Genomic DNA, 22,689 nt, shown 5'->3' with positions numbered 1-22,689 from the left:
CGCGATCAACAACCTGTTTGACTGCTTCAATTTTAAACTCTTCGGGATAACGCTTACCGCTCATGGGCACCTCTCTTTAAGCCATCTTAATTGACTCTGAGGTGTCTGTTAAACCCGTGGCGATTCAGATGCCATTTATCATTAATACCTGACGGAAACCCCAACGCTTCATTAACCAGGTGGTGGCGGGTTTCATTGCCAGATTGCCCGCAAAGACCCATAACACCATGACACCTGCTTGTGCCGCACTCCAGCCAAAACCCAGTTGGAATAACAGGGGGAGCAGAAAAGGAACAGCGTTAATCGAGGCGCGGAATAGAGAACCGCCCACGACAGCGTTGCGGAAGGTGCTTATGGTAAGCGCACTGAATGGGAGTAATGGCTGTGGGTGACTAAAACTGTGGCGATAGACCAGTACGCTGCAGAATATCCCCAGCAGCAATAGCGGAAGACCAACATTAAGATGCATCTGCCCAAGATATTCCAGCGCAATAATCAGCGCCGTACAGGCGGTGGCAGTCAGCACAAAACCACGCGCATCGAAAGGGCGTAATTGTTCTGCTTTAAATTGTGGTACCAGATATACGGTCGCCATCATTGCGAGGATACCGAGGGGAATGTTCAGCCAGAAGATCCATGGCCAATGCCCGTAGGTGACAATCACTCCACCTAAGGGCGGACCGAGCACGGGTGCTATCAGTCCCGGCCAGGTAATAAACGCGATGGTTTTCACCATGTCTTTCTTTTCGGTGACGCGCAGTACCACCATGCGGCCTACCGGCACCATCATTGCTCCGCCGATACCCTGCAAAATGCGGCTCAGAGTAAACATCGGCAAGCTATAACTTATCCCGCACATCACAGAGGCAAGGGTGAAGATCAAAATAGCGCAAGAAAATACGGTTCTTGCCCCAAAGCGTTCTGCAAGCCAACCGCTCATAGGAATGCCTACCGCGACTGCGAGCAGATAGGCACTGATCCCTACATTGAGTGCCACCGGATTGACGGCGAAATCTTTTGCCATTTGCGGAATGGCGGTGGTGATTACCGTGGCGTCGAGGTTTTCCATAAAGAAGGTAACAGCTACTAATAGCGATAGTAACGTGGTGCGGGGTGACTCGGGTTGTTTATACGTCATGATGATTTCCCCTGCTTCCTTTGCCTGAGGATAGATTCGATGGCTGGAATGTTAATGTCTCTGAACATGTAACTATGCGCTTACGGCCTTCTGCTGGCGTAAGCGCATTAGCGCCTTACTTATTATCAGCGGGAAGTGACTCTCGAACCTTCTTCACCTCTTTCTCAGAAACTGCCGGTGCAGCATTGCTCCAACCGCTACGCACAAATGTTGCTAACTGTGCGACTTGTTCATCGCTGAGGCGTCCTTTGAAGCCGGGCATCGCCATAATCGAAGGTGCCTTGGGCGTTGACGGTGTTTGCGCACCTTCCAGAATGATGTTGATCAAACCAGTGGGGTTATCCGCTACCACAATGTCGCCGCCGTTCAGGCGCGGGAATATCCCTTTAGCCCCATTGCCATCAGTCCAGTGGCAGGCCTCGCAGTTGTTCATATACAGCATCTGACCTGCATTCAGATTATGCCCCTGAGTGAGAAACTCTGCGGTTTTCTGCGTTTCATTATCAGCAGTAGGTCGACGGTTTTTCACCGGAACATCAGCAGGCAGTGATTTAAGGTAACCGGCAATCGCCTGCAAATCCGCATCGGTCATATGCTGCATACTGTGCTCAACGACGCCGGTCATCTCACCGCCTACAGAGGCAAAGTCGTTGCGCCCGGTAGCCAGATAATCGGTGATATCCCTTACGCTCCAGGTTGGCATCCCGCGCAGGGCAGGTACTGGCCATCCGTTGAGTTCGCCGCCTGCCAGATAATGCCCATTCGATTCGTTAAGCGCTTTCTCCTGCATACCGATACCTCGTGGCGTATGGCAACTGCCGCAGTGTCCAAGCGTTTCGACCAGATATTTACCGCGATTAATATCTTCAGGTACAGCCGGTAATGACTTGAAGGACTTATCTTCGGTAAAGGCCAAATTCCAGAACCACATGCCCCAGCGTTGACTGAATGGGAACATCAGTGACGTTTCCGGTGCTTTTTCTGCCACGGGTTTTACGCCTTTCATAAAATAAACGTAAAGCGCGTGAATATCTGAATCGGTAATGCCGCGGTAATCCGGGTAGGGCATAGCAGGGTAAAGGTGTTTACCATCGCTGCGGATACCTTTTCGCACGGCATCAGCAAATTCTTGCTCAGTATATTTACCTATTCCGGCTTCAGTATCAGGTGAAATGTTGGTGGAATAGATGACACCCATTGGACTGGCAATCGCCAGACCTCCACCAAACTCTTTGCCGCCGGCAATAGAATGACACGCGGTACAGTCACCTGCACGCGCAAGATATTCGCCTTTAGCGATCAGCGACGCATCCGAATTATCGGCCGCGTAAACTGATGAACTGAAAAGTCCCGCAATAAGCAGATAACGCAATTTTAATTTCATGGTTATCACCTTAGGCCTGTACCAGTGGGCCGGGATTGTTCAGGTATTGTTCGCGGATAGCTTTAGCTGACCAGTAAGCCAATCCTGCAACCATGGCTGAAGGGTTCGCATAGAAGTTTTGCGGGAAGGCATTTGCACCCATAACAAACAAATTATGTACGTCCCAGCTTTGCAGATAACGATTTAAAGCCGATGTACGCGGGTTGTCTCCCATGATGGCTCCTCCGGCATTATGCGTATTGACATAATTGGGTGAGCTGGCGAAATGGCTATCCATTTTCAAAATATTGTGCGAATACTCGGTAGGGTTGAGGTGTTTAGTAATCGCCTCCATTTTTTCCTTCAAATATTGCAGCATGCGCAAATCATTTTGCACATAGTCATAAGTCACGCGCAGTAATGGCATGCCAAAGCGGTCCTTATAAACAGGATCAAGGTCGAGATAATTTCCACGGGTCGCCATATTACTGGCTTCGAGTTTGACGCCCATCGAGTGCCCATAACTCTCTTTTAATCCTTTTTTCCAGCCACTACCCCATGATGGCGCAGCTTTTTTCACGGGTGCTGCCATCGGAGTTCCGGTAGGTTGCGAACTGTAGATTTTTGCACCACCAATAAAGCCGAGTGAAGCCGTTTCAATATTCCCGGTACCCAGATCACTAATAACGGTGCCGGTGGGCCCTGCCGTAGCAAACGGATTGAATTCAAGGTTATCGAAGAATAAGGTGAAGCCGCCACCATATTGATGGGTGTAATTACGACCAATCACCCCCTCTTCAGTAATGGGGTTATAGGGCTGCCCAATAGACGAATTAAGCATTAAACGGACATTATTCAGCCCAAATGTTGACAGGATGACGATGCTGGCCGGCTGGAAGATTTCGTCGCCATTTTCATCAATATAGGTGACGCCGGTAGCGGTTTTTCCATCCGCATGCTTTTCCACCCGAATCACATTGGCGCGGGTCTTGTAATCGAAGTTGCTAAACTGCTTGAGTCGATCAAGTATCGCTGTCTGTGGAGAAGCTTTTGAATAATTCAGACAGGAATAGAACTGACAGAATCCGCAGTAGTTACAGGGAGCAATCTGCTGACCATAAGGATTGGTATAGGGCACAGAAACGGCTGCAGAAGGCATCGAATAAGGATGATAGCCCATCTCCTCAGTCGCTTTGCGGAACATGGTGGCGTTGAGGCTATCTTCCAGCGGTTTATTAGGGAACGGATTAGAACGCGCGCCTTCAAAAGGGTCGCCTGATTGCTGAATGACACCACGTAAGTTGCCCGTTTCACCTGATGAACCACACACCTTATCAAAGAAATCCATATGGGGTTCAATCTCTTCCCAGCTGACTGGGAAATCTGAAATACGCAGTTCTTCGTCTAATTCTTTGCGCGTGAAATGTTCGTCTGCATAGGTTTTCATCTTAAGGTCAACAGGCGACGGGCGAGTGATCATCCCGGTCCAGTGAAGCCCGGCGCCACCCACGCCGTCACCCAAGCGAAATGCACCCAGTTCACGCATAGGCAATGCAGTTTCGGAAGCATTATGACGAACGGTGAAGGCCGCATCATGCGGGCTTTGCATTATCTTGTGACGTTTAGTGAAGGCTAATTCATCAGCAGGCTTAGGATAGGCGTAATCGCTATTAAGACGATCTTCACCACGTTCAAGTGCGCGTACTTTCAGTCCAGCCTGTGCCAACTCAATACCCATAATTGAGCCAGCCCATCCCAAGCCCACGATGATAACATCGACAGGATCATTGCTCTTTTTCATTTTTTTTTCCGGAAAGAATCAGGCTTGTTCGCCACTCAGTGATACGGGACCAAGAGGGTATTTAATATTATGAATTTTTATCCATTGTGGATAACTGGCTCGTGCACCAGGGAAGTTAATCATCACCCAGGCAGCCATATTTTTATTGCCACCATATTGAGGATCGGCAAGATAACCTTCTTTAGTGTTTTCCAGTAAACGTGTAAAAAAGTAGCCGGCATTTAAATCAGCTTCGCCAAACTGCTCAAAATCCACAACGTTCTTTTGCAGGTCTGTTAAAACGGCATCTCTGACCTTACCTGGTAAATTACAGAAATCCTGGTTGTATTTGAAACGCGTGTATTTGTTGGTCAAAGCGATGCCTTTTTGATACAGCACCCGTAAGGGAAATGGCATCTGGTATCCGAATAAATGACTGGCATGGCTGTCAAAAGGTCCATCCATATACCAATCATTACCTTTGCCATAAGAAGTCAGCATTTGCTTGTCAATAAAAATGGGCACATGCGCATCCAGTGCACCAGGACCTTCATGATCGGAGGGAATCAATCGATCGCATGCCGCCATGATAAATTCCCACTCGATGGCAGAAAAAAATTCAGGCTGATAATTATTTAACTCGGATGCATGATCAGGAACAGCGGCAAAGACGCTCTTGACGCCTCCTTTCATGCTAAGTGATGCAATACCAATTAACGAGCCTATGATAAAAGGCCGCCTTCCTATACGACATGATTCGTTTGCCATAATACTACCAGTTTCTCATTATTCTGTTGTTAATTAGGTAAATCCCTGGTGTTTTTTCCGGTATACCTTGTGAACTAGTTAAAACCTACTACATTCATTAAAGAGAAATCCCTCGGCCGTCATACAATCGTTAATAATGATAATGACCCTTATCATAATGTTAGTGTTTTGTAACGGCGCATAGTATGCATATCTTTTGCAGGGAATCATTACGCATTTATTATATAAACTAGTTAAATAATGGCGTTGAGGTAAACTTCTTATTATTCAATGCATTAATGATCGATTAAAGTAATACGGTAACATTGATTCACGATTTGAAAGTGTTACGACATAACTTTGTATAAGATGCACTCGTATTAATGTAATAAAAATATTAACGAATAAAGGAATTAATTTTACAGGGAGGGGAAACTACTCTTCCGATTTCTCGGAAGAGTATGATTTCAATCTATGAGAATGGCGCGAATATCATTGACATTGGTTAATGTTGGACCCGTCATTAACAAATCTCCCAGAGAATGAAAATAGCTATAACTGTCGTGGTTATCCAAATAATCTGCTGCGTTAAGACCGTTCAACTTTCCTCGCGCGAGTGTATCAGGATAGACAATCGCCCCTGCGGCATCTTCAGTGCCATCAATACCATCACTGTCACCGGCAATCGCCCAAATTCGGCTTTCCCCCTTCAGCGCGCAAGCCAGGCTCAAAAGGAATTCTGTGTTTCTCCCTCCCTTTCCAGCTTTGCCGTCAGTAACGGTAACCGTCGTTTCACCTCCTGAAAGCAGAACTGCCGGCCCTTTAAGAGGATGGCCATATTGTTTTACGGATTTAGCGATGCCTGCCATCACAATGGCAGCTTCACGACTTTCCCCCTCTATGGCATCACCTAAAATCATAGGCGTGTAGCCAAGACGCTGGGCAGCAGCAGCAGCAGCCTCAAGCGCCATTCCTGGTGTGGCGATCAGTTTCGTTTCGGTGTTCCATAATGTCATCGGTGTCGCTGGAGGGCGCGTCAACACATAACGGACCGGCTCTGAGACAGGTATGCCATAGCGCTCAAGCACTTTGAGCGCATCACCTGGCATACTGTTATCGGCAACCGTAGGCCCAGATGCGACATCCGTTGGATTATCACCCGGTACATCACTAATGATTAATGAAACGACTCGGGCTGGTTGCGCCAACGCCGCCAGCTTTCCGCCTTTAACTGCGGAAAGATGGCGCCGCACCAAATTCATCTCTTTAATATTGGCGCCGCTATGTAACAAAGCCCGGGTGATGGCTTGCTTATCTGCGAGGGTTATCCCAGGTGCAGGAAGTGCCATCAACGCTGAGCCGCCTCCAGAGATTAATGCCAGTACCAGATCATCTGACGTTAACCCCCGCAATGTTTCAACAATAAGCATGGCCGCTGTTTCACTCATTGCATCCGATACGGGGTGAGCCGCTTCCAGAATACGAATGCGCCCTGCAGGGGTGGCGTGACCATAACGCGTCACCACGACCCCACTAACATCAACATCAGGCCAGGCGGTGTCTACTGCCGCGGCCATAGCGGCAGAAGCTTTACCGGCACCAATTACGATACAGCGACCCTTAGGTTTGTCCGGCAAGGCGAGGGGAATGACAGGCCCAGGACGGGCACTGTCTACAGCCTGCTGAAAAATATCCTGCAGAATTTCTGCGGCCTGTTCATTCTTCATCATTAAGCAGTCTCAGCTACGGTCGCTTTAGACTCAATAAATTGAACCACCGCTTGAGTCACATCAGCCGTTTTGGCACTGCCGCCAACGTCTGGAGTGAGGATCCCTTTGGTACAAACATATTCAATACCTTCCATGATCAAGGCTGCGGCTTCGTGCTCGCCAAGATGCTCCAGCATTTGCACGGCTGTCCAGAAAGTCGCTATTGGGTTAGCAATACCTTTACCTGTGATATCAAATGCTGAACCGTGAATAGGTTCAAACATAGAAGGGAAGCGCTGTTCAGGATCAATATTGGCTGTAGGCGCTACACCAAGGCTACCCGCCAGTGCACCCGCCAAATCTGACAGGATATCGGCATGCAGGTTGGTGGCGACAATCGTATCCAGGCTTTGAGGGTGGAGTGTCATTCTGTGAGTCATGGCATCAACCAGCATTTTGTCCCAGGTCACATCCGGGAACTCTTTAGCCACTTCAGCTGCAATCTCATCCCACATCACCATCCCGTGACGCTGTGCGTTAGATTTTGTTACTACAGTCAGTAGCTTGCGTGGGCGTGATTGAGCCAGTTTAAATGCGTAACGCATGATACGGGTGACACCTACACGGGTGAAGATAGCCACTTCTGTACCCACTTCTTCAGGTAAACCTCTATGCGCACGACCACCATTTCCTGAGTATTCGCCTTCAGAGTTTTCACGTACGATAACCCAGTCGAGGTCGCCTGGACCACGGCCGCGCAGCGGTGAAGTTACACCAGGAAGAATTTTCGTTGGGCGCACGTTGGCGTACTGATCGAAACCCTGGCAGATTGGAAGACGCAATCCCCATAAGGTGATGTGGTCTGGCACATCCGGCGCACCCACCGCCCCGAAGTAGATGGCATCGAATTTCTTCAGCGTTTCGAGTCCATCCTCTGGCATCATGACGCCGTGTTGCTTGTAGTAATCAGAACCCCAATCAAATGTTTCAACGTCAAATTTCAAATTAGGATTTTGACGCTCAAGTGCATGTAAGACTTCGACACCGGCTGAAATGACTTCCGGACCAATGCCATCTGCCGGGATAGCTGCAATTGAATAGTTACGCATATTATTTCTCCAGATTAATATCAGTGTGTATGAGGATTAGGAACTTCTGCTGGGCGAGCTTTATTAGCCTGTGCTGACAGAATGAGAACAACTAAAGCCGATATGGCCAGTAAACCGGCGACGAAATAAAGCCCCCAGGTATAACTACCCGTTTGCTGACGGATGACGCCGATCATCATCGGACCGACAAAACCGCCAAGATTGCCTATTGAATTGATGGTGGCGATGCCTGCCGCTGCTGCGGGGCCACTCAGGAAGAGTGTTGGCATGCTCCATAACGGGGGTTTCGACGCGCTGATCCCGACGGTGACCAATGTCAGGGCAATAATGACGGCAAACAAGGTGCTGACATTTCCAGCAAAAATCAGTCCGGCAGCTGCAAGTAAACAGGCACTGATGACATGCCAACTACGCTCATTTTTGCGGTCTGAATGGCGAGCCCACATAATCATGGCAATGACACCGATCACAGCGGGGAATGCATTAAGGAAACCAATTTCTAATGAAGAGGCGCCAAAACTATGAATAATTTGAGGTGACCAGATACCAAGGGTGTACAACCCCGCAGAGGTACCAAAGTAAACGAGAGCCAGTGCCAGAACACGTTTATCAGCTAAACCACGCCACGCGCTGCTGTGACTGTTGTTTGAGGCGCGAGCCTGTTCTTCAGCATGCATTGTGTTCTGCAGCCATTCACGCTCTTCGGCAGTCAGCCACTTAGCTTTTGCCGGACGGTCAGTGAGGAAAAACAGCACGACGATGCCAAATACAATCGCAGGAATGGCTTCCAGAACAAACATCCATTGCCAGCCGGCATAACCCATCAGCCCATGCATCTCTAATAAGGCCGCTGAGATAGGTGAACCCAATGCTGTGGACAGTGGCGCTGCAGCCATAAAAATGGCGGTAACTTGTGCTCGTTTTTTAGCTGGAAACCAGTAGCTGAGATAAAGAATAATGCCCGGGAAAAAGCCGGCTTCGGCTACACCAAGTAAAAAACGCAGGATATAGAAACTTTGGGTGCCTTGTACAAATGCCATACATCCGGAAACAAGGCCCCAGGAAATCATGACGCGGGCAATCCAGATGCGTGCGCCTACCTTATGTAAGATGAGGTTAGACGGTACTTCAAAGAGAAAATAGCCAAGAAAAAAGATTCCAGCACCAAATCCAAATACGGTTGGTGAAAAACCTAAATCCTCGTTCATAGTTAACGCGGCAAATCCAATGTTGACGCGATCAAGAAATGCGATGAAGTAGAGCAGCATGATGAAGGGCACAATGCGCAGTGTGACTTTACGCATCACCCTTTTTTCAAGGTGATTGTTCATATTTAAGTGCTCCAATTTATGTAGGGGGGTATTATTTTTTTGTAATCAAGTTCAGTATGCAGTTTTGCATTGCCAGATCATTAAGACTGGATTATATAAAATATTTAAATAAAGGTTCGGCGAGGAAAATTTGGATATAAATCAACTGCGTTGCTTTGTAGCCGTAGGCAAAGAGTTACATTTCGGGCGAGCTGCCCAAAGAATGGAAATGATGCCTGCGTCACTTTCTCGCTTCATTCGTTTGCTTGAAGAGGACCTCGGTGTCCGTCTTTTGAACCGTTCGACCCGGAATGTTTCATTAACATCGGAAGGGGCAATCTTTTTTGACGAGGCGAGCAAATTAATCGATCAGTTTGATGCACTGACGATACGTTTTAAGGGTGGTTTGAAAAATGAGCGCCGTACATTGAGAATCGGTGCGATTGATACGGCTGCGCATGGCTTAGTTCCGGCTCTATTGAATATGTTTGTGCCTTTACATCCCAATTGCGACATCCATATTATTGAAGATAAAACAATCAACTTGATCCCAAAATTAAAATCCGGTTGGTTGGATATGATTTTTTTTCGGGCGCCACAAGTTATTGATGCTTCGATTAATGTTCGATTCATTACCCGAGAGAGCTGTGTTTTAGCTGTGCCTATGCATCACGCCCTGGCTGGGAGAGGGCGTGTATCAGTCGATGATATTAAAAATGAAGCGATGATTATACCCGACCGTCGCACACGTCCTCATAGCCATGAGTTAACCATGAGTATCTTCAAATACTCCGGGTTAAGTCCGCATGTTGCTCAGTTTGCAGAAGAAAAACAAACCATTCTGAGTCTGGTTGCCGCAGGATTAGGTTTGGCTGTTGTTCCATCCTCCTATCGAAATATAAATAGTGAGAACGTGAGTTACATAGAGTTAACGCTCGATGAAAGTATCAAAGGATTACCATTAAGTATTGCCTGGCAGAAAGGCAATGAAGATGATTACCTGCGAGAAATGTTAAAGTTACTCAATGATAACAAACGCGAACTCACTGAAAAACTTTGAAGGTGATACGGACAATCATGCAGTAACGGTGTGCACGATTGTCTTAAATGCTCGGTCCACATTGGATAAAATTTAACCCCCAATTTGGAATTTCAAAAAAACGATATGTTTTCATAGGGAGGTGTTTTCTTGAAGAGGATCACAAATCAGAGTGAAAATTAACCCTGTGAAAAGAGCGTTCAATTGTAATTAAGTGTTTCTTATGGCGTAAAAATAGCGTTAACGGAGCCATTAAGGTGATCCATGTCAATTATTTTGATATGAATTTCCGCACCCTTTAATTATTTAATTTATTTATATAACCAAAGGGCAATGATTGTGATGAGTCTATTTATTATAGTTTTGTGAGCTGTAAGTATTGGCCCGATGAACGGATACCGACTCAAACACAAGGCTAACCAAAATGAATGATGAAATTGAAAGTGAAACGCTAAGGAAAATAACAATAAAAATCGTACCATTTGTGATGTTTGCTTATTTTATTGCCTTTTTTGATCGTATTAATATAGGCTTCGCAGCTTTAACCATGAATCAGGATTTAGGATTTACTTCCTCAGTTTTTGGTTTGGGAGCTGGTTTGTTTTTTGTGGGATACTTTATCACTGATGTACCCTCTAATATTATCTTACAGAAAGTCGGTCCAAGGATTTGGTTGGCCAGAATTATGATCAGCTGGGGAATTATTGCCGCGTTCATGATGTTTGTGAAAACTGCCACTGGATTTTATATCCTTCGTTTTCTCCTCGGTGTTGCAGAGGCGGGATTTTTCTCAGGGATCATACTCTATCTCAGTACATGGTTTCCTGTGAAACGTCGTGCACAGGTGATTGCTTTGTTCATGGCCGCAGCACCCATATCTGCCATGCTAGGATCTCCACTTGCTGCTGCTATTCTGAGTACTAATGGTGCGTTCGGACTGAAAGGATGGCAGCTCATGTTCATGCTGGATGCGATTGCGGCCATCTTATTGGGTATATTTACCTTTTTTTATCTGAATGACAGCCCGAAAAAGAACAATTGGTTAAGTCAGGATCAAACCTCCTGGTTGATTAGCACGTTAGAAAAGGAAAGTAGTAATAAAGATCAGACGGCAAAAACCAGCATCTGGAAAGGATTGTCCGATGTCAGAGTGCTCACTCTGGCGATTGTCTATTTTGGCACTTCAGCAGGACTTTACTCGCTCAACATCTGGTCTCCACAATTTCTAAAATCATTTGGCTTAACAACTCTTCAGACAGGTTTTATCAATGCGGTACCCGCTGCGTTATCAATCGTGGCAATGATTTCATGGGCAAAGCATTCAGATAAAACCCACGAAAGAATCTGGCATGTTGTCTTAGCTTGTTTACTGGCGTGCGTTGGTTTTCTCATCGCTGGTTTAGCCCATTCGCTGTCCTTAGCCCTTGTAGCTCTCATCATAGCGAGTGTTGGAATATCGTCTTGTAAACCTCCTCTTTGGAGTATTCCCTCTCTATTTTTGAAAGGGCCAGCAGCAGCAGCAGGGTTAGCTGCCATCAATTCTATTGGTAATCTGGGTGGATTTGCAGGTCCAGCCATTATTGGCTGGATTAAGGAAAACACGGGAAGCTTTTCTCTCGCGATGTACTGTGTCGCAGGGATGCTGTTAATTTCAGCAATCCTGACACTCTCGATTCAGATCAACAAAAAGAATCAGTCATTAAAAAAATCACTTGCATAAGTTTTAAGGAGTGCATCTTAAGGCTGCCTGAGATGCACTGCTAAAAATGATATTGGTGGGTCGAAAAAATAATATCCAACTCCATGACTTAAAATTTCACTCAAGCATAGTTCCATCACTTTTGACTAAAATATCAATGGAATCTAATTGAAAGATATCAAACCCTCTGTTAGTGAGGCAAGAAAACTGGACTGAATTCTTCAGGCTGAAAATGTTAATCTTTTTGAGAAGGTTTGAGATGAGTTTTATGCCATGATGAATAATGATTTGATTATTTTGCGTTATTTTCTTCTCCCTTACAGTATAAAAATTCAGCAGCTTTCCCATTGAGGTGTCTGTAAAGATGATATCTGGATTTATGTCCTGAACGCTTTAAAGCAAAAACGTTTAAAAACCGCGACTACGGATTTTAACTTCTAACTAAAATTAACCATTAGAAGCATTTAAAAATGCTAAACAAACTGCTTAAGAAAGCTGGCTCTTTTGCTGTTGAAGATGGGAGCGGGCACCGTTCGCTTAAGGGTGAAGAAACTATCAGCAGTCAGTTTGTGTATTTTTAACGATATCTATTGTTAATCACTGGGAGTGATTTCATGACATCTTATTTTTCCCCTGAAGGCCTGCAACACTGGATTGGCCAACTTTATATTGCTGCTGGTGCGCGCCCTCAAGATGCTGAAGAGACTGCGCGAGTTTTGGTGAGGACAAGTCTACGCGGAATAGACACCCACGGCGTTTCCCGTGTGCTGACCTATCTCGAAAAAATGCAGCAAGGTGAGATCAATGCACAACCTCATTTCACCCACGAAATTAGGGATAATGTCATTTGGTTTGACGGTGATGGAGGGCTTGGACAATCCGTAGCCAGCACGGCAATATCACTTGCCGTGAAACATGCTCACACTCATCCGGTAACGACACTTCTACTACGTCGAAGTGGCCATTTGGCAGCGTTAGGACAGTTTGCACTAGAAGCGGCTGATGAAGGAATGATTGCCGTTATTTGTCAGGAAACCCCTCCCTTAATGGCGCTCATGGGAGCAGGGAAACCTGCGATTGGTAACAACCCCATCGCGTTTGCCGCACCGTTGCAAGGAAAAGCGCCACTGGTATTTGATATGGCAACCAGTGTTGTTGCGCGGGGTAATGTGCTGCAGGCGATCAAGGATGGTCAGGAACGTATCCCAGACGACTGGGCAACAGGTCCTGACGGCGCAATCACATCTGACCCACAGATGGCACTGCAGGGAGCGATGCTACCTGTGGCCGGACATAAGGGCATTGGTCTTGCAATGATGGTTCAAGTGCTTGCGGGGAGTTTGACCGCTTCAGCCACAGCTGCAAGTGCTGCCCAGCATAGCGCAACAAGCAGCGCAGGTAATGTCAGCGCCTTTATTCTGGTCATCAACCCAGCTTTGCTGATTGGTCAACAATCATTTGATGAGCATATGCGTAATTGGCTTGATACCTATCTTCAGGCGTCTGGTCAAGCGTCGCGTTATCCTGGCCAGCGTGCTAATGAATGTGAACAAAAACGGCGTGAGTTCGGCATTCCTGTAGCAGCCAGCATTGTGGCCGAATTAAGAAAAGCCGGGGAAATCACCGGACATCCATTTAACCTTCAACCTCTTACAACTGACTAAATTTTCTGCAGAGGCAGGAAAGCTGAGGAGTCAACGCTTTTTAAATTCAATGAGTTTCAGGCATGCTGATGGCTTGAAGGTCATCAGCAGCTTTAAACTATGATTAAAATAACTGTTGGCTGGCGAAAATAGGTAATTTGTTCATATTGATCTAAGATAATTACAATCTGAATTTTTAGCTATTATTTATACTATTTCAAAACCTGGTGTATCGCCAAACCTCGACTACGTTGCTAAAATAAGTCACCTAAAAGATATCAAATGGGTTAAAGACCCTTTAAAAAGTAAGAATATAAATCATAAGTAGAACGAAATTTTATTGACCCTAATATTAAATAATGTGCTCTTTAAGCTCACAAGGATTTCGTGAACATGAAAAAGTTGCTTTACCCCACATCCATGATCTTAATCGGTGTTTTACTCACACTGGTGGCACTTTTCATACTGATGGCATTTAACAGGGCTATTCCGGCAAGTAAATAATATCAGCAGGAATGTATAAAACTGACTGACTCACAAATCAAAACCAGTTTCATCAAGTCATGGTTCAGAACGGCCGCTGAGGGTGAAGAAATGGATTCGATTGGATTGTCCAGCATTCGGTTTGAGACAAACCCAACGTTTTCCGACAACAGTTGGTCAGGTGAATTGAAGGTATTTGGGGAAAAAGGGCACTACTCTGCGCATGTTTATTTAGATTGTTATAACGGTTACTTCGATTATACCAGGCCATTCGAGATTGAACCCTGACCCAAAATTAGTGATTACTCTTTAAGCCCTGACCCATGTTCGTTTCACCATCAGGCGAAATCCACTTGGATAAACGTGATTATCGTGAGGTGCGCATGGGTGCGCACCGATTAACCTGATTAGCTTTATTGCGGGAGCCGTACGTCCGTTAAGTGACGAAATGGCGGTTGCGCATGGTCGCGGTAAGTATGGTCATCACTTATTTTCTCATGCACTACAGCGGGTCGCGTCGACCATAAGTAGTTGGCAGATGCCAGGAGGCAAATGCTGTAACCCAATAGCTCTGTACCTTCTTCCGCCATGTTTTTTACCACGCGGTTATAGCCGTCCAGCATAAGATTTTGCCACAGTTGATGCATACCAAATAACCGGGAAAATACCAGCACGATTAATAATCCCGTAGCTGTCATCAGCCAGGTTTTGTGCCCGGTAAAACTGACCAATCCTGAAAGAATGCTTTCAGGCGCTTTCATTGCAGTTGCCAGGCTTGCCAATGCTGTCAGCAGCGCAAAAATGACCCAGCTGCCATGAAATATCATATCGAAGATAAAATCGAGTTCCCTGATTAACATACATGTGTAAAAACCGCCGATGAGAATAAGCGCACCGCGTAGTTCAGGACGGCGTGACGGCGATATAAAAAATCCGCCTGCAATTAAAACCAGCATCACTTCCTGAGCAAGTTCAATTATTGATGATTCATGCAGAGCGTTATGCATCCAGTTTACGTCTATATAGACCGACGACATCATCAGGGTTATAAAAATGGCAAAAAATAAAATAGCCGCACATTGGCGGCTCAAAAGTTTAATCTGTTCGCGCATGGAAATCTCTTCATGATAATTAGCGCGCTTATGATATTGATGTCTGTGTTATTTCCTTCTCATTTTATGCGTTAGCCGGCAGCGATTTTCCCGCCAGGTGTGCCTGATAAAGCGAAGCGTAGACACCTTGCTTAGCCATTAACACGTCGTGGCTACCTTCCTCCAGAATCTGCTGATCACCCACCACCACAATGCGGTCAGCATGTTGTATGGTCGATAGACGGTGAGCGATGATCAGTGAAGTGCGGCCTTGCGAAAGCTCATTCAGTGATTGCTGTATGGATTGCTCGGTGGCCGTGTCCAGCGCCGAGGTGGCCTCATCAAGGATCAAAATAGGGGGATTACGCAGGAACACGCGGGCAATCGACAGACGCTGTTTTTGACCTCCAGAGAGTTTCACCCCACGTTCACCCACGACAGTATCTAATCCGTCAGGCAGGCTTTGTATCAGACTATCGAGACGGGCAAGCTTCGCGGCTTGCCAGATTTCATCTTCACTGGCGTCCAGTTTGCCATACGCAATATTTTCGCGAATGGTGCCGCCAAACAGAAAGACATCCTGTTGTACAATCCCTATCTGATTTCTCAGTGCACGTTGCTGGTAATCACGCACATCAACGCCATCAATACGAATGGCGCCATCCTGTACATCGTAGAATCGTGGGGTCAGTGCACAAAGCGTTGTTTTTCCTGCTCCACTTGGGCCTACAAATGCCACCGTTTCCCCGGGTTTGATCGTCAGCGTGATGTCTTTCAGAACCGGAGTGTGGCTATAACCGAAAGTGACATGATCAAAAACGATATCTCCCTTGAGGGCCGTAACGTCTTGGGCATCGGGTCGATCAACAATATCAGGCAGGGTATCGATCAGGTTGGTGAAACGACGAAACCCCGCGATCCCTTTTGGATAGCTTTCCAGCACCGCAGAGATTTTTTCGACCGGGCGGAAGAAGACCTCGGTGAGCAAAAGAAAGCCGACAAAACCGCCATAGCTCAACTCGCCTCGCAGCACATAAGCCGTTCCAGCCACCATGATGACCAATTGGGTTAAGCGCGTTGAGAGGTAGCTTAAGGTCATGCTGGTGGTCATAATCCGGTAAGCGCGCAGTTTGGTCTTTTTATAGAGCGCATTATCTTTGGCAAACAGTCGGGTTTCCTGCTGTTCGTTGGCAAAAGCTTTGACGACGCGAATCCCCCCGATGCTTTCCTCAATGCGGGTATTAAAATTACCCACCTGATGGAAGAGATTTTGCCATGTTTGGGTCATCTGCCGTCCGTAACGACTGACCAGCCAGACCATGCCGGGCACGAGAACCAGCGTGATCAATGCCAGGTTGAGATGAATATTGGCCATCAGAATAAATGCGCCGATAAAGGTCATCACGGCAAGGAACAGATCTTCCGGACCGTGATGGGCTATCTCGCCGACTTCTTCAAGGTCCTTGGTCACATGCGTAATGATATGACCGGTTTTCGTATTATCGTAATAACGCAGCGAAAGGGTTTGCAGGTGTTCAAAAGCTTCCCGGCGCATATCCGTTTCAATACCAACGCCTAATGCATGCCCCCAGTAATTCACGATGGCCATCAGACCCGTGTTAATCAGATAGATGGCTAATAATGCCAATGAGGCAAGAAGGATGAGTTCCCAGTTTTGCGCAGGGAGTAATTTATCAATAAACATCCTGACTGCCATGGGAAAGGAGAGTTCCAGCAACCCGGCGACAATGGCGCAACCAAAGTCCAGCAAAAATAGACGTTTGTAGGGAAGGTAGTAATTAAAAAATCGGCGCAACATAGCGTCTTCCTTGTTATTTTCAAGCCAGAAGTTTCATTAAATTTTGGTACTAAACAGTTCCCGGTATACAACCCTCGTCCATCATTTTCCCATCCCAGGTGCTTGAAACAGACCTTAACCATACGCTAGCCATGCCTTCCGTGCCGTGTTCAGTTGCCAGACAACAGCAGTTAAGCAGATTCAGCGATCGGTTAATATTCTTTATTGATAACGATACTGATAGTGATTATCATTCCTCTTCGTGTAATTAACTGTAAATAAATATCTCATGCTTATCAAAAAAATTACAAAGCGTACTCTACTCTCCCTCGCAGTCTCGCAACTGCTGTTATCTTCCTCCGGGATGGCTAAGGCTATGAATGAAATGGATTTTAAGACGCATCCTTTAGGCCATGGTGTTTATGAAATGGCCTATGTGAAGGAGCGTAACGCCCTCTTCGCCGCTTCATCGCCCTCATTTAACGAGGATAAAAGGGCGGGGATTGTGTTTGAACTGGCTGCCGATACGTTGCGGATTGATAAGAAAATCCCCACAAATCGTCGTGTTTTTTCCGTGGCACTCGATGAAGAGAGCCATATCCTGTATCTCGGTAACGCGCTGGATGGTTCCGTCACCCTGCTGGATAGTCGTACCGGAAAAGAAGTCCGCACGCTGCAGTTAAGCGATGATGCCGTTCCGGAAAAAAAAGCCCATGTGCGTGAAGTCGTTCTGGATAAAAAACATCACCGTCTATATGTCTCGGGTATAGGTGGGAAAGACAAAGGGTTGCTGTGGGTTGTCGATACGCAAAAACAACAGGTTATTAAAACGCTCGATAACATGGAGCCGGTTGGCTTTGCAGTCGATGAAGCGGGTAATAAAGTTTATGCCGTGACCGGAAAAGGCGAGATCATGACATTGGATGGCGTATCTTCCAGTCTCATTTCCACGGTGAAAGTCGACCCTGCAGAAACCAATCATTACTTCCTGAATATCGCCCTCAATACACGTGAGGGGCTGGGCTATATTGCGGACACCAACACGCGTGACGCGCTGGTGGTTCAGCTGGATTCCGGTAAGCTCCTGCACCGTATACCCACACCCAACTCTATTGCGGTGGTCTACAATGCCGCCCGCAGTGAAATCTATGTCACCCATCGCAACGCGCGTCAAATTAGCATCATTGACGCCAGTACTTATCGCGTGAAGCACACCATTGACACCTCTGCCATGCCCAACAGCATGGTGCTTTCACCCGATGCCAGCACGCTTTACGTCAGTGTGAAGCAGGACGAAAAAACCAATAAAGATGATTACGTCCTTAAGATCGATTTAGACCAACTTTAATAGGGATTTTGCTGTGAAAAATCAAACACGCCTGGCCGTGGCGATTGCGCTCGCCCTGAGCCATCTCCCCGTTGTCGGCTATGCCCAGGACAACACCTCGAATAACGAGAACGATCTTGTTGTGACCGCTTCTGGCTTCAGTCAGGAACGACGGGACGCATCGGCGAGTATTTCAGTGGTCGGTGAGAAGGAGTTAAACACCCGATCTAATCAGAATGTCACGGAAGCGCTACGCGAAATCCCGGGTGTACTGGTCGGCAATGGACACGGCAGCCTGGCAACCGGTGATATTCAGATGCGCGGGATGGACTCGACCTATACCTCTTACATGGTAAACGGGATTAAGCAGGCCACCCGTGAGTCACGTCCTTACGGCCATCACATCGGAACCGAAGCTGCCTTTATGCCACCGCTGGCGGCGATTGAGCGTATTGAGGTGATTCGCGGGCCGATGTCCTCACTCTATGGCTCCGATTCGATTGGTGGTGTCGTCAACGTCATTACTAAAAAAGCATATAACCTCGATAAATGGACAGGAGTACTGGAGGATAATTACTTCCTGCAGGAAAAGAGTGAGTACGGTAATACCAATCAGACTAATGCATTCGTTATGGGGCCGATTATTCCAGGCAAACTGGGTGTGAGTGTGGGTGCTGACTATCTTGATCGCCGTGATGATGACAGCCAAAGCGATGAACGCTTTGTAAAGCATCAGTCTGGGAATCTTGATGCCACGGTTTCAATGTCTCCAACCGACACCCAACTCTGGGATCTGAGTGCCTCTCGCGGGCATCAGGAAAAAACCCACAGAGCAGCCAGTCCATGGTACTGGGGCTTTGATCGCGATGCAGCTTCGCTCTCGCAGCATGCCTGGTATGCCAACGACATGATCGAGGCGAAAAACTTCATCAGTTATGAAAAGGCCCGCACGGAGTATCGTGTTCCTGAGATGTCACCTCAGTTCATTGAGCAGCGTAACTTTGAAGCGAACAGCGCGAATACCTTTTCGCTAGGCGATCACAAACTCACGCTGGGGGCGAACTTCACCCGTAATGAGCTGAATGACACCTTTGATGTCGAGGATAAGGTGGCGCCCGGCGTCACACCAGTCAGCAAAATATCCCGTAATGGCTGGGCATTATTCGCAGAAGACGCATGGATGATCGTCCCTGACTTTACGCTGACAACCTCTGCTCGTCTGGATCATGACAGTTACTTCGGTTACCACGTCACGCCTAAACTTTATGGCAACTGGACACTGAATGAAAACTGGTCGCTTAAAGGGGGCGTTTCAGCGGGTTATAAAAAGCCGGATTTGCGTGAAAACAATGCAGGCTTTACCAGCGTATATGGCGCATATCCATACTCTTCTATTGGTATCGGCAATGATGAACTCAAACCCGAGAAGAGTATCAATACCGAGTTAGGGCTTTACTGGCAGCAAGATGCCCTGGCGTTGGATGCCACCGTCTTCCACACAAAATTCAAAGATAAGATCAGCGATTACACCATCTGTACCCAGTCGGCCACGCAGCAGTGCGTTTACAATGGCTACGTTGCCGAGAGCGTCTCGCAATTTTTCAACGTCAGCGATGCTGAGATCTATGGGTTAGAGCTGAACGGTGACTGGCAGGTCACATCAAACCTGAAGGTGAACGCCAATTACACTTATACCCACAGTGAGCAGAAAAGCGGTGAGTACAAGGGATATGCGTTGAGTGACTTCCCGACCAGCATGGCCAATCTCTCGGTGAACTGGATGGCAATGAACGATCTGGAGTTGTGGACGCAGACAAGCTGGCGCAGTAACTCTCCGGACATTGGCAAGTCCAGCTCTACCGAAGCTTATGCATTGGTTGATCTGGGTGCGCGCTATCATTTGAATAAAAATATTACGTTGATGGCGGGTATTTATAACCTGTTCGATGCAAACCCGATTTATAAAACGTCCTACAACCAGTCGGCGATGCTGGAAGGTAGACGTTATAACTTAGGGGCTCGCGTCGAGTTCTGATATGAGCCGGGCCAAAAGGCCCGGCTTTTTTCTGATGCGCCATATAAAATTCAGGCCATCAATGCGTGACAAATCGCCCCGATCTGGTCCACAGCATTCAGCAGCTGTGCCGTTGGCTGGTTCGCGCAATTTAAGCGCAGGAAATTCTGTAACGCCGCTTCAGGTGAAAACAGCGGTCCCGGGCTAACCCCAATACCCAGCGCCAGTGCGCGACAGTGCACTTCCAGCGCATTGATCTGTGGCGGAAGTTTAACCCACAGCAAAAAGCCGGCTTCCGGTGGAGTAACGCGCGTGCCAGGCGGGAAGCGCGCTTCAACCCTTGCGATGACGGCTCGCACACCTTCTGCAACGCGAACCTTCAAACGTCGCAGGTGCCGATCGTAGTCTCCACTGGCCAGTACGTCGCTGGTGGCGGCTTCAAGCAACGGCGTGCCCGCCCAATCGCCCGCCATGCGCGCCTGCAAAACCTGGGTGTGATAGCGGCCAGCGGCAATCCAGCCTATGCGCCAGCCGGGCGCGAGCGTCTTGGACAGTGAACTGCAGTAAATCACATTGCCACTCTGATCAAAGGCCTTGCAGGCAGGAGGACGCTGTCCTTCGCCAGCGAGATCGCCATACACATCGTCCTCAATCAACGGGATGCCTGCACGTTCAAGTAACGCCACAAGCTCCTGCTTACGCGTGACCGGCATACTGGCACCCAGCGGGTTTTGCACGGTTGGCGAGGCCAGCACGGCAGCGGGTTGATGCTGTTTAATGGCGTCTGCGAGCGGTGCCAGCATTAATCCTTCAGTGGCATCGGTGGGGATTTGCAGTGCCTTCAGGCCTAAATCTTCCAGCAGCAGGAGCGTGCCGAAGTAGGCGGGTTGCTCAATCGCGACGGCATCGCCTGGCTGGCACACGGCGCGCAGTGCCAGACGCAGCGCCTGGGTTGCCCCAGCGGTAATGACAAGGTTGTCCGCACCAAACCGTGCGCCCCATTGCGCGGCACGTGTGGCAATCTTATTGCGCAGATCGGCCCGGCCCGGTGGCAGGCTGTAGCTTTGGCCATGCGCATCCAGACGACGAGCTGCCGCTTGTAGCGCTCGCTGCAGTGCCTCCGTCGGCAACCAGTTGGGATCGGGCAGCGCCGCGCCGAGCGGTATCAAACGGGTTTCCGCGCTGCTGAACAGTGAACGCGCAACGGCTGCCAGAGTCACGGGTACAGGGCCCGACAGAGCAGGCGCAGGTGGTATTTGCCGTTCGGTGTTTCGCGGACTGACGAAGTAGCCCGAGCGCGGACGCGCAATAATCAATCCTTCCGCTTCCAGACAACGCAGTGCTTCTAAGGCTGTTGGCAGACTAACCTGTTCGCGTTCGGCCAATTTGCGTGCGGAGATCATACGATCGCCAGGTCGCAGCACGCCAGAGGCAAGGGTGTGTCGCAGACTCTCAGCAATGCGGCGGTAATGTGGGGACGATAATGGCAGGGCGGACATGTCGATCTGTACAGTCTGATTTTCGATAAATCTGACTATACAGACGATGATGAGTGCCATCTATAGTGTCGAGCATGAACCAGACAAGGAGGCACTATGCATTGCGATAACTTCGATCTTTCCCGCTATTTCCGTCGCATTAATTTCACCGGTCCTGCGGCCGCCGATTCAACCACGCTGCACGCCATCATGCGCCATCAATTGTTCTCCGTACCGTTTGAGAATCTCGATGTGCAGGCAGGGAAAGTTGTCTCGCTGATACCTGAAGAGATCAGCGACAAGATTCTGCATCAGGGGCGAGGGGGCTACTGTTATGAGGTGAACGGGCTGTTCGCTATGTCGCTGGAAGCGTTAGGTATTGCCTACCGTTTTGTGGCAGCAAGACCGATGTTCTACCCGGTGCGACGTCCCAAAACCCATATGGCGCTGGTGGCGGAAGTCGACGGACGTCAGTGGCTGTGCGATCTCGGTTTCGGCAGCTACGGCATCCGTGCGCCAATCGCCTTAGATCAGCGCGATAGCGATATTAAACAGGATTTCGACACATTCAAGCTTACTCGCGATGCGCATGGCGAATATCTATTGCAGGCGAAGGTGGAGGGAGAATGGTGCAATCAATATGGTTTTGATCTGTCGCCGCAAGAGTGGATTGATTTCGTCCCGGCCAACTATCTTAACTCCACGCACCCCGATGCCATTTTCGTGCAGAAGTTGCTGATCGTGCAGCATCGCCCCGAGGGACGGATGATCCTGCTGGGTGATATGTTGAAAACGGTGACGGCGGAGGGTGTAGAAAAGCAGCAGCTGGCGGAAGATGAAATTGATGCTGTGCTGCAGAGCCGCTTTGGATTGGCCAGCCGCGCATAGGCAAGACATATCAAACAGTCTAGATGTAAAGTGTTGCATAGAGTGGAACATGCGTTATAATGTTCCACATCAA

General features: G+C 48.0%; 16 protein-coding genes. 6 read left to right on the top strand and 10 right to left on the bottom strand.

The annotated features are described in order from the left end of the window. Positions 1–124 precede the first annotated feature (124 nt). The 7 genes from LBW88_RS24580 to LBW88_RS24550 all read right to left on the bottom strand — a co-directional run bounded on the left by LBW88_RS24580 (position 125) and on the right by LBW88_RS24550 (position 9,177). On the bottom strand, positions 125–1,138 hold the full coding sequence (locus LBW88_RS24580; RefSeq protein WP_224935303.1) for an MFS transporter: 1,014 nt from the start codon (positions 1,136–1,138) through the stop codon (positions 125–127). Between the two features lie 115 nt (positions 1,139–1,253). Next, positions 1,254–2,522: a c-type cytochrome gene (locus LBW88_RS24575; RefSeq protein WP_224935300.1), complete on the bottom strand. Its 1,269-nt coding sequence runs from the start codon at positions 2,520–2,522 to the stop codon at positions 1,254–1,256. 10 nt (positions 2,523–2,532) lie between these two features. Beyond that, on the bottom strand, positions 2,533–4,302 hold the full coding sequence (locus tag LBW88_RS24570) for a GMC family oxidoreductase (RefSeq protein WP_224935297.1): 1,770 nt from the start codon (positions 4,300–4,302) through the stop codon (positions 2,533–2,535). A gap of 18 nt (positions 4,303–4,320) precedes the next feature. After that, complete coding sequence (locus LBW88_RS24565; RefSeq protein ID WP_224935294.1) at positions 4,321–5,049, bottom strand: gluconate 2-dehydrogenase subunit 3 family protein; 729 nt, start codon at positions 5,047–5,049, stop codon at positions 4,321–4,323. Positions 5,050–5,495: 446 nt separating this feature from the next. Continuing rightward, the gene (locus LBW88_RS24560; protein ID WP_224935314.1) at positions 5,496–6,755 is read right to left on the bottom strand and encodes a glycerate kinase; all 1,260 of its coding nucleotides are present in this window, start codon (positions 6,753–6,755) and stop codon (positions 5,496–5,498) included. Positions 6,756–6,757: 2 nt separating this feature from the next. Next, positions 6,758–7,846, bottom strand: a complete 1,089-nt coding sequence (locus tag LBW88_RS24555; RefSeq protein WP_224935291.1) for a tartrate dehydrogenase — start codon at positions 7,844–7,846, stop codon at positions 6,758–6,760. A 20-nt stretch (positions 7,847–7,866) separates the two neighbouring features. Continuing rightward, on the bottom strand, positions 7,867–9,177 hold the full coding sequence (locus tag LBW88_RS24550) for an MFS transporter (RefSeq protein WP_224935289.1): 1,311 nt from the start codon (positions 9,175–9,177) through the stop codon (positions 7,867–7,869). Positions 9,178–9,307: 130 nt separating this feature from the next. Here LBW88_RS24550 and LBW88_RS24545 point away from each other — a divergent pair, with 130 nt between their 5' ends. The 3 genes from LBW88_RS24545 to LBW88_RS24535 all read left to right on the top strand — a co-directional run bounded on the left by LBW88_RS24545 (position 9,308) and on the right by LBW88_RS24535 (position 13,558). Further along, complete coding sequence (locus tag LBW88_RS24545; protein WP_224935287.1) at positions 9,308–10,216, top strand: LysR family transcriptional regulator; 909 nt, start codon at positions 9,308–9,310, stop codon at positions 10,214–10,216. Between the two features lie 403 nt (positions 10,217–10,619). Next, positions 10,620–11,915 carry an MFS transporter gene (locus tag LBW88_RS24540; RefSeq protein WP_224935284.1) on the top strand — a complete coding sequence of 432 codons (1,296 nt, stop codon included), beginning with the start codon at positions 10,620–10,622 and terminating at the stop codon, positions 11,913–11,915. 593 nt (positions 11,916–12,508) lie between these two features. After that, positions 12,509–13,558, top strand: coding sequence for an Ldh family oxidoreductase (locus LBW88_RS24535; protein WP_224935282.1), 1,050 nt, complete (start codon positions 12,509–12,511; stop codon positions 13,556–13,558). Positions 13,559–14,433: 875 nt separating this feature from the next. On the opposite strand, the gene LBW88_RS24530 is transcribed toward LBW88_RS24535, so the two are convergent. Beyond that, complete coding sequence (locus tag LBW88_RS24530; protein ID WP_224935280.1) at positions 14,434–15,132, bottom strand: hypothetical protein; 699 nt, start codon at positions 15,130–15,132, stop codon at positions 14,434–14,436. Positions 15,133–15,196: 64 nt separating this feature from the next. Further along, positions 15,197–16,930 carry an ABC transporter ATP-binding protein gene (locus tag LBW88_RS24525; RefSeq protein ID WP_224935278.1) on the bottom strand — a complete coding sequence of 578 codons (1,734 nt, stop codon included), beginning with the start codon at positions 16,928–16,930 and terminating at the stop codon, positions 15,197–15,199. 268 nt (positions 16,931–17,198) lie between these two features. Between LBW88_RS24525 and LBW88_RS24520 the strand changes: the two genes are divergently transcribed. Next, the gene (locus LBW88_RS24520) at positions 17,199–18,257 is read left to right on the top strand and encodes a YncE family protein (RefSeq protein WP_224935276.1); all 1,059 of its coding nucleotides are present in this window, start codon (positions 17,199–17,201) and stop codon (positions 18,255–18,257) included. Positions 18,258–18,270: 13 nt separating this feature from the next. Next, positions 18,271–20,271, top strand: coding sequence for a TonB-dependent receptor domain-containing protein (locus LBW88_RS24515; RefSeq protein ID WP_224935273.1), 2,001 nt, complete (start codon positions 18,271–18,273; stop codon positions 20,269–20,271). Between the two features lie 50 nt (positions 20,272–20,321). On the opposite strand, the gene LBW88_RS24510 is transcribed toward LBW88_RS24515, so the two are convergent. Continuing rightward, a complete protein-coding gene (locus LBW88_RS24510) occupies positions 20,322–21,749 on the bottom strand; it encodes a PLP-dependent aminotransferase family protein (protein ID WP_224935271.1) in 1,428 nt (475 codons plus the stop codon). Positions 21,750–21,845: 96 nt separating this feature from the next. Here LBW88_RS24510 and LBW88_RS24505 point away from each other — a divergent pair, with 96 nt between their 5' ends. Next, a complete protein-coding gene (locus LBW88_RS24505) occupies positions 21,846–22,616 on the top strand; it encodes an arylamine N-acetyltransferase family protein (protein WP_224935269.1) in 771 nt (256 codons plus the stop codon). Positions 22,617–22,689: the final 73 nt, after the last annotated feature.

The organism is Pantoea sp. alder81, from assembly GCF_020179835.1.
Classification (GTDB): Bacteria; Pseudomonadota; Gammaproteobacteria; order Enterobacterales; family Enterobacteriaceae; genus Pantoea.
This window is presented reverse-complemented; position numbering and strand designations above follow the sequence as displayed.